Raw genomic sequence first — 12,067 nt, 5'->3', positions numbered from 1 at the left:
TAGCCCCATGCAGGCTCCGGAGCACACCCAGACCGCCCCCGACCCGCTCGCCAGGGACACCCGGCTCGCCCTCGACCTCGCCCTGACCATTCGGCACGACGGCCACGGCGGGGTCGCCGACGACCTCGCCGCCCCCGCCGGCCTCACCATCTGGGTACGCGCCCACCAGGACGCCCTCCCGGGCGCCGCCGCCTTCCAGGCCGACGCCGACGACCTGGCCGCCGTACGACACCTGCGCGCCGCCGTCCGCGCCCTCTTCGCCCACGCCGTACGCCCCGCCGCCCCCAGCCCCGCCGACGCCGCCCGGCTCCTCCCCCTGCCCGAGGCACTGAGCCGCCTCAACACGGCCGCCGCCCGCACCCCGACCGTGCCCGTGCTGACCTGGCCCGACGCAGGCGACCCGATGCTCGACCACCGTCCCACCACCACCCCGCCCGACCTGACGGCCACCCTCGCCCAGGCCATGATCGCCTTCCTCGCCGGCCCCGACCGCCGCCGCCTCCGCGCCTGCCACGCCCCCCGCTGCGTCCGCTACTTCCTCAAGGACCACCCCCGCCAGGAATGGTGCAGGCCGTCCTGTGGCAACAGAGCCCGAGTGGCCCGCCACCACGAGCGCCACAAGAAGCCGACGGCGATGTGACCAACCCCAGGGGCGCGGGGAACCGCGCGACCAGCCACCCGCAACCCGCACCCGGCCGACGGACCACGGCCCCGCAGACGCTGTCCCGCCTTCCCGCCGTACCATAGGCGCATGTCGTTCCTCCGCCGCCGCAGCGCCACGCCCGCCGGGCCCGACTTCGACGTACTGGCCATGGACCCGGGTGACTGGCCCGGCAATCTCGGTGCCGGGCTGCTGCCCGCCCCCGACGGCAGCTGCCAGGGCGTCTTTCTGCGCTACGACCTCTTCGGCGGCCGCGGCCCCGCGATGATCATCGGTAATCTGCCCGAGGGTTCCCCGGCCCGCGAGGTCGCCGAGGACCAGATCCCCTTCGAGGTCGCCCAACTGCTGCTCGCCCTGGAGAACGAGGAGGAGGTGACCGTCGTCGGCACCGAGGACGTGCCGGTGATGCAGGGCGACAACCTGCTGATCGTGCGCCGCATCAAGCTCTCCGAGAGCCGTATCTCCTGCGTCCAGTTCGACCGCAGCGACAACGTCCTGGTCACCATCGCCGCCTGGGACCGCCCCATCACCGACGACCTGTACGCCCTGCTGAAGCCGCTCCCCGCGGAGCTTTTCCAGCAGGGCTGAGTCGGCTACCCCGCCGACGGCAGCAGCGTCACGTCCGCGGCCCGGACGAACGCCACCCGGTGGCCGTACTGGATCTGGTAGTACGGCTCCCTGCCGACGACCACCCGGTGCGTGTCCGTCGCGAAGGTCACCGCGTGGTAGTACTCGCCGGGCACCTCGTCGCCCACCACATACCGCTGGCCCTCCGGCAGGGTGTACGGCAGCGCCGACAGCGCCTGGACCGGCACCTCCGGCGGGTACGCGGACTCCTCCGGGTAGGCGCGGCCGTACACGGGCACGCTGTCCCGGCCTTCCTTCGGCGTCACCACCAGGCCGGACGCCGGGACCGCCGTCGGCTGCTCCTCGGGGTTGCGGAACCACGCCTTCTGGCCCAGGTACCAGATCGCCGTCCAGTCGCCCCACCGGTCGGCGACCGCGTACTGCTGCCCGGTGGAGACCCGCGAGGAGATGTCGTTGACGCCGCTGGTCGGGGCGGTGCCCCGGCCGATGTCCTGGATCAGCGGCGAGGACTCGTCGTGGTCGGAGTACAGCCTCACCTCGCTGGAGCCGTGCGCCGGGCACGGCTCGCCCGCGGTGGTGCAGCCGGTGTACACCGGCCGGTTGGCCGCGTAGTCCGGCCGGATCGTCACCAGTGCGCCGTCCCGGTCGGCGGTCGCCCGTAGCGGCCGGCCCAGCAGCTCGAAGTAGTGCCGCCAGTCCCAGTACGGCCCCGGGTCGGTGTGCATCCCGGCGACGGTCGCCGCGGTCGGCCCGGGCACGTTGTCATGGCCCAGGATGTGCTGCCGGTCCAGCGGGATGTCGTACGTGTCGGCGAGGTGGCGCACCAGGCGGGCCGAGGAGCGGTACATCGCCTCCGTGTACCAGGAGTCCGGCTGGGCGAGGAAACCCTCGTGCTCCAGGCCGATCGACTTGGCGTTGACGTACCAGTTGCCCGAGTGCCAGGCCACGTCCTTGGCCTTCACATGCTGGGCGATGTGCCCGTCGGTGGAGCGCAGCGAGTACTGCCAGGACACGTACGTCGGATCCTGGACCATCCTCAGGACCCCCTCCCAGCGGCCTTCGGTGTCATGGATGACGATGTAGTCGATGCCCTGCGAGGCCGGGCGCTCACCCAGGTCGTGGTTGCCGTAGTCGTCGTCCCCGAACTCCTCGTACGGGGCCGGGATCCACTCGCAGGAGACCGACGCCGGGCACTCGGTGCCCGCGGCCGACGCCGCGCGCAGACCGGTGCGGGCCAGCTGGGCGGTGTCCGGCACCAGGCCGGGCCGCGCCGCCAGCGCGACCGGCTGCCCGGCGTCCGTGGTGCGCCGCTGACCGGCGCGGATCACGTCGTAGACGTCACGCGCGTACGCCGCCGCCGTCGCCCGGTCGTCGGCGCCCGAGAAGCGGGCCACCGCGCCGTACCAGTCCGCCGGGTCGGCGCTCAGCGGCTCGCCCAGCTCCCGCTGGGCGGCGGCCAGCAGGGCCGCGCCGCCCGCGATGTTGGCCGCGGGGTCGGTGCGCAGCTCGGACGCGCTCAGACCGGTCAGCTCCGCCGCCCTCGGCAGCGTCCTCAGACGGGCGGGCACTTCGGAGTCCGCCGGTAGCTTCACCGCGGCCCCCAGGGCCGTGCGGTCGGTGTCGCTCCGGGGATCCTCGGTGCCCTCCGCGTCGTGCTCGACGGCGGCGAGCGCGGTGCGGACGTCGGTGAGGTGCATCGGCCCGTAGCCGCCGACGACGCTCGGCGCGCCGCCGTGCGCGTCCCAGCGGGACTGCAGGTAGGACACGCCCAGCAGGACGCTCTGCGGGACGCGGTACTCGGCGGCCGCGGCGGCGAACGCCCGCTGCAGGGCGCCGCCGGGCGGCCCGGGGTCCGCGGGCGCCGCGCCGAGCAGGGGCAGCATCAGCGCCGCCGACGCCGCGGCTGCCGCGCCTCGGCGGGTGCGTCCGGAAACGGTGACGGGTCCTCGCACAGCGGCCTCCTGGGGGCACGGGAACGTGGGGGGACGTGCGGGGCCGGGCGTGGTCCGCGGTACCGGCCTGCCGACGATCCGTCAATCATGCCCGTGGCCAGGAGGTTTTCCTTGGACATACGGATGCGTGAAGGTCCGCGGTGCGCCGCCGTTCCGGCACGCCGCGGACCTTCCTCCCCTCAGCGAGTGCCGACCGCCGCGCGTACGGCCCGGCGGGCCATCTGGCAGTCGTCGTGCAGCCGCCGCAGCAGCAGCCGCTGTTCCTCGCCGGACGGCGCGGCACCCGGGTGGGCCGTGCCCGGGGCCGTCGGGGGCGCATCGTGCATCGAACGCTGCACCGCCGTCTCATAGGTACGGATCTCGCGGGTCAGGACCAGCATCAGGTTCACCAGGAAGGCGTCCCGCGAGGCCGGGCCCGCCTGCTGCGCGATCTGACTGATCTGACGGCGCGCCACCGGCGCGTCCGCGAGGACCGACCACAGCATCGCCAGGTCGTAACCCGGCAGGTACCAGCCCGCGTGCTCCCAGTCCACCAGCACTGGACCGGCCGGTGACATCAGGATGTTCGACAGCAGGGCGTCGCCGTGGCAGAACTGGCCCATCCCCTGGCGGCCCGCGCTCGCCGCGATACCGCGCAGCAGCTTCTGCAGGTCGCCCAGGTCCCGGTCGGTGAGCAACCCCAGCTCGTGGTACCGGGAGATACGCGCCGCGTAGTCCAGCGGTGCGTCGAACGTGCCCGCCGGCGGCCGCCACGAGTTGAGCCGGCAGACCGCGCCGAGCGCCGCTCTGATGTCCGTGCGCGGCGGTGCCTCGGCGGGGTGGCGCTGGAGTGCGGCCGACCGTCCCGGCATCCGCTCGACGACGAGGGTGCAGTTGTCCGGATCCGCCGCGATCAGCCTCGGCACCCGCACCGGAGGGCGGTGCCGGACGAACGTGCGATATGCCGCTATTTCGTGCCGGATCCGCTCGGCCCATACGGGGGAGTGGTCCAGTAAACACTTGGCGACGGCCGTGCTGCGTCCCGTGGTCCCGACCAGGAGCACGGAGCGTCCGCTGCGGCGCAGCACCTGCACCGGGGCGAACTCCGGGCAGATGCGGTGCACCGACGCGATCGCCGTGCGCAGCTGGGCGCCCTGAGGGCCGGACAAGTCGATTCTCCCGCTGAGCGGTTGCGTGCCGAGCCCCGGCGCCCGCAGCGGCCGGCCGGCGCCGAGCACCGGGGCCGCCGATCGCGCGGCGGGGTCGAGGTAGGGGCCGCCGCCCTGGCGGGGGCGCGGCGACCGGGGCGGTGCGGACACGGAGGACGATGCTGCGTACATGGGCGAAACAGATCCCTTCGTGTGCCTGCGACGTCATTGCGCAGCCCGGCCCGGTCTCCCGGGTGCACCCTGGGGAATGCACCGGCCGAACTCACGAGGGCGACCGGGTCGGGGTGGCGCGTTCCTACCTGACACCCGATGACCCGTGGCACACCATCTAGCGCACCCTGGCGAAGCCTGGCGAATAGTCGCCCGGCAACTCTCCCAGGGCTACTGTCAACTCAGCCGAGAACCTGGGGGCTTGACGTGAGCGGAGAACCAAACACCCGCCTTTCCGACCTGTTCGGCCTGGCCGGCTGGTCCAAGGGAGAACTCGCGAGGCTGGTCAACAAGCAGGCGGCGGCCATGGGCCACCCCCAGCTGGCGACCGACACCTCGCGGGTGCGGCGCTGGATCGACACGGGAGAGATTCCGCGCGATCCCGTGCCGCGGGTGCTGGCGGCTCTGTTCACCGAGCGTCTCGGCCGTGTCGTGACCATCGAGGACCTCGGTCTGGTCCGGCACGGGCGCACCGGGAAACGGCAGGGCGGCGGGAGCGTGGAGCGCCCCGACGGCATGCCGTGGGCGCCCGACCGGACGGTCGCGTTCCTCACCGAATTCACGGGAATGGACCTCATGCTCAACCGACGCGGCTTGGTGGGCGCGGGTGCCGCGCTCGCCGCGGGATCAGCACTCAGCAGCGCCATGCACGACTGGCTGCACACCGATCCGACCCTCTCCGCCGACGCCCCCGTCCTCGACCATCCTCTCCAAGCCGACCCCGCTGGGTTCGACCGCTACGAGGCCGCCCCCATCGGGTACGAGGAGATCGAGGAACTGGAGGCTTCGGTCGAGATCTTCCGGGCCTGGGACGCCGCCCGCGGCGGGGGCCTCCAGCGCAAGGCAGTGGTGGGTCAGCTCAACGAGGTGGGCGGCATGCTCGCCTACCGTCACCCACCCCATCTGCAGCGGCGCCTGTGGGGCGTCGCCGCCAACCTCGCCGTGCTCGCGGGCTGGATGTCGCACGACGTCGGCCTGGAGCCCACGGCCCAGAAGTACTTCGTCATCGCCGCGCACGCTGCCCGGGAGGGCGGCGACCGGCCGCGCGCCGGCGAGGCGCTCTCCCGCGCGGCCCGGCAGATGGTGCATCTGGGCCGTCCCGACGAGGCCCTCGACCTGATGAAGCTCGCCCAGTCCGGCTCCGGTGAGGCGGTCCTGCCGCGCACCGTGGCGATGTTCCACACCATCGAGGCGTGGGCGCAGGCGTCCATGGGCAAGGGCCAGGCCATGCGCCGCACGCTGGGCCAGGCGGAGGACCTGTTCGTCTCCCACGACGGCGACGTGCCCCCGCCGAGCTGGATGCAGTTGTTCAACGAGGCCGATCTGTACGGCATGCAGGCCCTGTCCTACCGCACGCTGGCGGAGTTCGAGCCGGCCGCCGCCGTCCATGCCCGGTACTACGCGGAGAAGGCCCTGGCGCTGCGCATCGACGCCCAGGAGCGGTCGAAGATCTTCGACCATCTGTCCATGGCGTCCGCCTGTTTCATCGCGGACGACCCCGAGCAGGCGGCCCGCTACGCGAAGCTGGCCCTGATGTCGATGAGTTCCAACTCCTCCCACCGCACCTGGGACCGGCTGCGCCAGATGTACCGGCTCACCGCCGAGTACGCCGACTCGCCGCGGATCAGCGAACTGCGGGAGGAGATCAGGGTGGCGCTGCCCAAGCCGAAGGGCGGCAAGGGCGGCGGCGCGCACGTGTAGGCGTCACACGTCGGGGAGGGGGAGTCAGGACGTCACCCGGGCCACGAGCACACAGGCGTCGTCCTCCCGCTCGCCCTCGCCGAACTCCTCCACCACCAGCCGTACACAGTCCTGGGCGTCGCGCGCCCCGTCGAGGCGCGCGGCCAGATCGAAGAGGCGGTCCGCCGCCCCACCGTCGGTGCTCCCGGGCACCAGCCCGTCGGTGTGCAGCAGCAGCAGGTCACCCTCCCGCAGTGTCTCCTCGGCCTCGCCGTAGTCGGCGCCCGAGGTGGCGCCGAGGAGGACCCCCTTCGGTGCGTCCAGTCGGCGCCCCGTCCCGTCGCGGAACAGCAGCGGGGTGGGGTGTCCGGCCTGCGCCCAGGTCAGGGTGCGGTCCGCCGGGCGGTAGCGGCAGCAGACGGCGCTGCCGAGCGCCGGCTGGACGGTGGCGTCCAGTAACTGGTTGAGCAGCACCATCAGCCGGCCGGGCCCGGTGCCCGCCATCGCCATGCCGCGCAGGGCGCCCAGCAGCATCGCCATGTTCGAGGTGACGGTGGGGCCGTGCCCGGTGAGGTCGCCGACGCTGAGCAGGGTGTCGCCGTCGGCCAGTTCGAGCGAGTCGTACCAGTCGCCGCCGATCATCGAGGTGGTCGCGGCGGGCACGTAGTGGGCCGCGATGTCGAGCGGCCCGGGCTCCGCGTGCGGGAGCCGCAGGGAGCCGCGCCACGGGGGGAGCACGGCTTCCTGCAGCTCGACCGCGACCTGGCGCTCGGTCTGTGCGCGCTGGCGCTGGAGCGAGTCACGGTTCTCGCTGACCGCCCGTTCGCTGCGGCGCAGTTCGCTCACGTCCCGCAGCACCGCCCACATCGCGGCGGTGCTGCCGTCCGTGTCGAGCACGGGTTCGCCCATCATGTGCACGGTGCGGATCTCGCCGTCCGGGCGCACCACCCGGAACTCCCCGTCGATGGGCCGGGCGTCGACGAGACATCCCGTGACCATCGCCGTCAGCTTCGGCCGGTCCTCCTCCAGCACGACGGACGGCAGTTCGTCGAGGGTGAGCGGGGGAGCGGCCGGGTCGCGGCCGAGGATCTGGTAGAGCTCGCCGGACCAGACCGCCTCGTCGGTCAGCAGGTTCCACTCCGCGCTGCCGACCCGGCTGAGCAGGGTGCCGCGCCGGGGAGCGGACGGCGCGCTGCCGTCGGTGGCCGGTGCCGTCGGCAGGCCGTCCCGCAGTTGCGCCAAGTGCGTGTCCAGGTCGTCGAGTTGGTGCAGTGCGAGGTCGCACAGGGCGCGCTGCCAGCGTTCCTGCGGGTCCGATCCGTCGCTCGGTGTGTCCCGCCGTACGGCGTCCACCTCGCCCTTGAGTCGCCGCGTCTGCGATATCAGCGCGTCGACCGAGCCGCGCCCGGGCGGCTGGGCGGCTGGTCGATCCGCGGAGACATGGGACGGCATGACGCACTCCGATGCGATGGGTTCCCCGGAAGGGCCGTTACGACTGTTGCACAGCCGGCGACGCCGTGTAAGGGATTTGGCAACACGCGATGCGGTGGTGCAGCTGGCATATGCCAGCGTCTTCGCGTGTCGGTCCGGGCGTCGCCCCGAAGCAAGGGGCGACGGCCTCAAATGGTAGGTGACGTACGTGACTTGAGAGGTCCGTGGGGTTCGTTCGAAGGGTGCCGGACTGATGTTCGGTGGGTGATGTGTGGGTAGAGGTCCGGGCGCGGGGCGAGGCCGATCGTCACGCGCGTGCCGGTCTCCAGCGACCGGACACCGGCCTCGGCGACGGCCGACGCGGCGTAACCGTCCCAGGCGGTGGGGCCGGTCGTACGGCCCCGCCGGGTGGCGTCGACCCACGCCTGCACCTCACGGTCGTAGGCGTCCCGGAACCGCACGAGGTAGTCCTGCGGCACCTCCTGCCCCGCGGTGCCGCGCGTGGTGACCAGCGGGCCGTGCTCCTCGCCGATCCGCGCGCTGCCCGCCTCACCCACCGCCTCGCAGCGCACCTGGTAGCCGAAGCCGCAGTTGACGAAGACCTCGACGTCGACGAGGGCGCCCGCGTCGGTCTCGAACAGCACGAACTGCGGGTCCAGCAGGCCCTGCGGGGCGCCGGACGACGCGCGCGGCCGGAACACCGTCACCGCGGTGAGTTCCTGGCCGAGCAGCCAGCGGGCCGCGTCGATCTCGTGCGACACCGAGCTGTCGATCAGCATCGCGCTGGTGAAGCCGGGCGGCGAGGAGACGTTGCGGTGGACGCAGTGCAGCATCAGCGGGCGGCCCAGCCGCCCGTCGTCCAGCACCTGCTTGAGCCGGCGGTACCCGGTGTCGTAGCGCCGCATGAAACCGATCTGCGCCAGCCGCCGTCCGAGCCGCGCCTCCGCCTCCACCACGCGCAGCGCCCCGGCGGAGTCCGGCACCATCGGCTTCTCGCACAGCACCGGCAGCCCACGGGCGAAGGCCGCCAGCAGCGCCTCCTCGTGGGCGGGGCCGGGCGAGGCGATCAGCGCGGCCTCGACGCCCGGCGCGTCGAGCGCGGCCTCGGTCTCCGTGTGGACCGAGACCCCGTCGATCCCGGCCACGGCTTCCTTCGCGCGATCGGCGTCGGGGTCGGCCACCGCGGCCACCCTCGCTCCGCTCACCACACGGTCGATACGCCGTATGTGGTCGGCTCCCATGTGGCCCGCACCCAGTACGGCCACACCCAGCAGCTCGGACACGATCCGTCGGCTCCTCTCCCTGGACGGCCCTCAGCGTTTCATGGTCGTCCAGGGACTCGACAGGCGCCCGGCAGGGATCGGCTCAGTAGCGCAGGACGCCGGCGATCCCGAGCGCGGGGCCGAGTGTGCCGTCAGGGACGAAGCGGACCTGGGCGCCCGTCTCCAGGCACCGCTCGACGATCTCGTCCACGACGTCCTCCCGCGCGCCCCGGTCGCCGCTGTCGGCGGGCACCAGATGGTCGCCGTCGTCGCGCATCGTGGCGCGGAAGTTCTCCTCGACTGCGAGCAGTCGCACCCGGCCCTCCCGGGCGGTGCGCCAGACCTCGTCCACTCCGGCCGCGAACGTGCGGTGCCCGCGCGCCGACTCCAGCTCCCGGACCACCTCGGCGGTCTCCTGGCGGGCCGCGGCCTCGTGCAGCGGGCGCACCGCCTGCCAGACGGCGTCCGGGGTGCCGTGCGCCAGGCCGCCGCGCGCCACGTGCATCGCGTCCCGGGCGGTCCCGCCGAACTCGTCCAGCAGGGAGAGGGCGGCCTGCTCGCCGGTGACGTACAGCGGCCGCGGGTCCTCACGCAGCAGCCTGCCGATCGCCGTGTCGGCCTCGCGCAGGAAGTGGCGGGTGTCCTCGTCGCGGTAGGTGCTCGGCAGGTCGCCGATGCGCTCCTGTCGTTCGGCGTCGAAGTTCTCCCGTGTCCGGGTCATCGGGAAGGCACCGGAGCGCTCCTCGGTGACGTGACCGGCGCCGCCGTTCCACAGCGTGACGTGGTCCGGGGACACCGACAGTACCCAGAACGGCCGTTCGGCGGCCTGCGCGGAGACCAGGTTGCGGGTGAGGAAGGTGTCCGAGAGCACCACGCGTTCCGGCACGGCGCGGGAGAGCGACCACACCTGGTGCTCGCCCGGCGCGGCGAAGATCACCAGCCCGTCCTCGGCGTGCGCGAGGTCCACCTCGGTCAGTGCCCGGTCCAGCTGACCGACGATGTCGGCGCGCCGTTCCCGGGTCACCGCCGGGTCGGCGGCCAGCTGTTTCTTGGCCTCGGCCACGGCGTTGCGCAGCCGGACGGGATCCTGGGCGTTGTCGGGTTCACGGCGGTGCGTCGGCGTCAGTACGGAGACCGCGGGGTACGGACGGGGGCGGCGCAGCGCGGACAGGGTCGTGGGACTGAGTGCGTGCTCCATAACAGCACGATAGGGCCGATCGGCGGGCGGGGCATTCAGGGGCGTTCCGCCCTTTCTGGGGCAAGTCCGCTGTCCGGATCGGCTCCCTTGGATACACAGGGTTTACCTGTGTTCGACATATCGTGCGGATGGCTTGCTAGGGTGTTACTCGCCGGTAGCAACCGGTGTGTGCATCTCGAACTCCAGTTCCCGTGTCGTCGCATCCGAACAGGTGAGACTCCTCAACATGGCCCGTTCCCTGGTCGACCTACTGACCGCGCACGCCTCGCACCAGCCCGACCGGACCGCCTACCGCTTCCTCGTCACGGGGGACTGCGACGGGGAGGTCCAGGAGATCTCGTACGGCCGTCTCGCCCTCCGCTCGCGGGCCGTCGCCGCTTGGCTCCAGGACCGCGGACTCGCAGGATCCCGCGCCGTGCTGCTCCACCGGCCGGGCCTGGAGTTCGTCTCGGCCTACCTCGGCTGTCTCTGCGCCGGAGTGGTCGCCGTCCCCGCCGTACCCCCGCAGGACCGCGCCCGCGGCCACCGGGCGCTGACCCGGACCCGGCGCCTGGTCGCCGACGCCGACGCCGAGGTGATCCTCGGCGACCGCGAGGTGATCGCCGCCCTCGGCGACCCGGCCGGCCACCTCCCCGAACTCGACGGCATCACCCGCGTGGCCACCGAGGACATCCCCGACGAGCAGGCAACCGCCTGGCGCCCGCCCGACCTCACCCCCGACTCCGTCGCCTTCCTGCAGTACACCTCCGGATCCACCTCCGCCCCGCGCGGCGTCGTCGTCACCCACGGCAACCTGCTCGACAACGAGCGCGTCATCACCGAGCGCATGGGCCACACCCGGGACGCCCTCGACGCCCACGACCACGAACTCTTCGTCAGCTGGCTGCCCGTCTACCACGACATGGGCCTCATCGGCCCCGTCCTCAACGCGGTCTACCTCGGCGCCACCACCACCCTCCTGTCACCCCTGCACTTCCTCCAGCGACCCGAACGCTGGCCGGCCGCCGTCAGCCGCTACCGCCCGCACACCTCCGGCGGCCCCAACTTCGCCTACGAGCTGTGCCTCAGGCACACCACGCCCGCACTCCTCGACCGCCTCGACCTGCGCTCGTGGAGGGTCGCCTTCAACGGCGCCGAACCGGTGCGCGCCGCCACCCTGCGCCGCTTCGCCGACACCTTCGCCCCGGCCGGCTTCGACCGCCGCGCCCTCCACCCCTGCTACGGCCTCGCCGAGGCCACCCTCATGGTCACCGGCGGCACACCGCGGGCCCTCGCCGACACCGCCCCGGTGAGCTGCGGACGCCCCGGCGACGGGGTGACCGTCGTGATCGCCGACCCCGAACGGCAGCGGGAGCTGCCCGACGGCGAGGTCGGCGAGATCTGGGTCCAGGGCGCGGGCGTCGCCCAGGGGTACTGGCGCAACGCCCTCGCCACCCGCGACACCTTCCGCGCCACGCTGCCCGGCCGCGAGGGCCGCTTCCTGCGCACCGGCGACCTCGGCCACCTCGACGACGGCGAACTCTTCGTCACCGGACGCCTCAAGGACCTCATGGTCATCGACGGGCGCAACCACTACCCGCAGGACGTGGAGCTGACCGCCGAACTCGCCCACCCCGCGCTGCGGCCCGGCTGCACCGCCGTGTTCTCCGTGGACGCCGGGGTCGACGGCGAACGGCCCGTCGTCGTCGCCGAGATCGGCCCCGACATGGCCGGCGAGGCCGAGAAGATCGCCGACGTGGTCGGCGGCGCGATCGGCGAGGCACACGGTCTGTCCGTGCACGACGTCGTGCTCATCCGGCCCGGCACCCTTCCCAAGACCTCCAGCGGCAAGATCCGGCGCCGCGCCTCCCGCGCCGCCTATCTCGACGGCACCCTCGCCGGGCTCGACAGCGCCGCCGCGCGATGACACCGGGCGCCGAGCGATGACACCGGGCGCC

Annotated in this window: 9 protein-coding genes; 4 read left to right on the top strand and 5 right to left on the bottom strand. The window is 73.0% G+C overall.

Annotated elements, in window-relative coordinates; genetic code table 11:
• Window positions 1-7 precede the first annotated feature (7 nt).
• Together ACH5AC_RS31530 and ACH5AC_RS31525 are read left to right on the top strand one after the other, a co-directional pair.
• Window positions 8-640, top strand: a complete 633-nt coding sequence (locus ACH5AC_RS31530; RefSeq protein ID WP_398865660.1) for a CGNR zinc finger domain-containing protein — start codon at window positions 8-10, stop codon at window positions 638-640.
• Window positions 641-751: 111 nt separating this feature from the next.
• Window positions 752-1,249, top strand: coding sequence for a hypothetical protein (locus ACH5AC_RS31525; RefSeq protein ID WP_398865659.1), 498 nt, complete (start codon window positions 752-754; stop codon window positions 1,247-1,249).
• A gap of 5 nt (window positions 1,250-1,254) precedes the next feature.
• Here ACH5AC_RS31525 and ACH5AC_RS31520 read toward each other — a convergent pair whose 3' ends face one another.
• Window positions 1,255-3,132 (bottom strand): N-acetylmuramoyl-L-alanine amidase, encoded by a 1,878-nt coding sequence (locus ACH5AC_RS31520; RefSeq protein ID WP_398865707.1) that lies wholly within the window; start codon window positions 3,130-3,132, stop codon window positions 1,255-1,257.
• A gap of 248 nt (window positions 3,133-3,380) precedes the next feature.
• Window positions 3,381-4,520 carry an aminoglycoside phosphotransferase family protein gene (locus ACH5AC_RS31515; RefSeq protein WP_398865658.1) on the bottom strand — a complete coding sequence of 380 codons (1,140 nt, stop codon included), beginning with the start codon at window positions 4,518-4,520 and terminating at the stop codon, window positions 3,381-3,383.
• Between the two features lie 246 nt (window positions 4,521-4,766).
• Between ACH5AC_RS31515 and ACH5AC_RS31510 the strand changes: the two genes are divergently transcribed.
• The gene (locus ACH5AC_RS31510) at window positions 4,767-6,260 is read left to right on the top strand and encodes a hypothetical protein (RefSeq protein ID WP_398865657.1); all 1,494 of its coding nucleotides are present in this window, start codon (window positions 4,767-4,769) and stop codon (window positions 6,258-6,260) included.
• Window positions 6,261-6,284: 24 nt separating this feature from the next.
• Here the strand turns inward: ACH5AC_RS31510 and ACH5AC_RS31505 are convergent, their stop codons facing one another.
• From ACH5AC_RS31505 to ACH5AC_RS31495, 3 genes are all read right to left on the bottom strand, one after another.
• Window positions 6,285-7,691, bottom strand: coding sequence for a PP2C family protein-serine/threonine phosphatase (locus tag ACH5AC_RS31505; protein WP_398865656.1), 1,407 nt, complete (start codon window positions 7,689-7,691; stop codon window positions 6,285-6,287).
• A gap of 167 nt (window positions 7,692-7,858) precedes the next feature.
• Entirely contained in the window at window positions 7,859-8,953 is a 1,095-nt protein-coding gene (locus ACH5AC_RS31500) for a Gfo/Idh/MocA family protein (RefSeq protein ID WP_398865655.1), read from the bottom strand.
• A gap of 82 nt (window positions 8,954-9,035) precedes the next feature.
• Complete coding sequence (locus ACH5AC_RS31495) at window positions 9,036-10,130, bottom strand: chemotaxis protein (RefSeq protein ID WP_398865654.1); 1,095 nt, start codon at window positions 10,128-10,130, stop codon at window positions 9,036-9,038.
• Between the two features lie 226 nt (window positions 10,131-10,356).
• Here ACH5AC_RS31495 and ACH5AC_RS31490 point away from each other — a divergent pair, with 226 nt between their 5' ends.
• The gene (locus tag ACH5AC_RS31490; protein ID WP_398865653.1) at window positions 10,357-12,036 is read left to right on the top strand and encodes a fatty acyl-AMP ligase; all 1,680 of its coding nucleotides are present in this window, start codon (window positions 10,357-10,359) and stop codon (window positions 12,034-12,036) included.
• Window positions 12,037-12,067 lie beyond the last annotated feature (31 nt).

This window comes from Streptomyces sp. NPDC018693 (assembly GCF_044391385.1).
Taxonomy (GTDB): domain Bacteria; phylum Actinomycetota; class Actinomycetes; order Streptomycetales; family Streptomycetaceae; genus Streptomyces.
The sequence above is the reverse complement of the archived record's forward strand: the minus strand, read 5'-3'. Positions and strand labels throughout refer to the sequence as shown.

Bases quoted from the DNA above. Each gene is read 5' to 3' on its own strand.
- ACH5AC_RS31490 (WP_398865653.1), top strand. From the start codon at position 10,357: ATGGCCCGTTCCCTGGTCGACCTACTGACCGCGCACGCCTCGCACCAG.
- ACH5AC_RS31505 (WP_398865656.1), bottom strand. From the start codon at position 7,691: ATGCCGTCCCATGTCTCCGCGGATCGACCAGCCGCCCAGCCGCCCGGG.
- ACH5AC_RS31495 (WP_398865654.1), bottom strand. From the start codon at position 10,130: ATGGAGCACGCACTCAGTCCCACGACCCTGTCCGCGCTGCGCCGCCCC.
- ACH5AC_RS31515 (WP_398865658.1), bottom strand. From the start codon at position 4,520: ATGTACGCAGCATCGTCCTCCGTGTCCGCACCGCCCCGGTCGCCGCGC.
- ACH5AC_RS31520 (WP_398865707.1), bottom strand. From the start codon at position 3,132: ATGCTGCCCCTGCTCGGCGCGGCGCCCGCGGACCCCGGGCCGCCCGGC.
- ACH5AC_RS31525 (WP_398865659.1), top strand. From the start codon at position 752: ATGTCGTTCCTCCGCCGCCGCAGCGCCACGCCCGCCGGGCCCGACTTC.
- ACH5AC_RS31530 (WP_398865660.1), top strand. From the start codon at position 8: ATGCAGGCTCCGGAGCACACCCAGACCGCCCCCGACCCGCTCGCCAGG.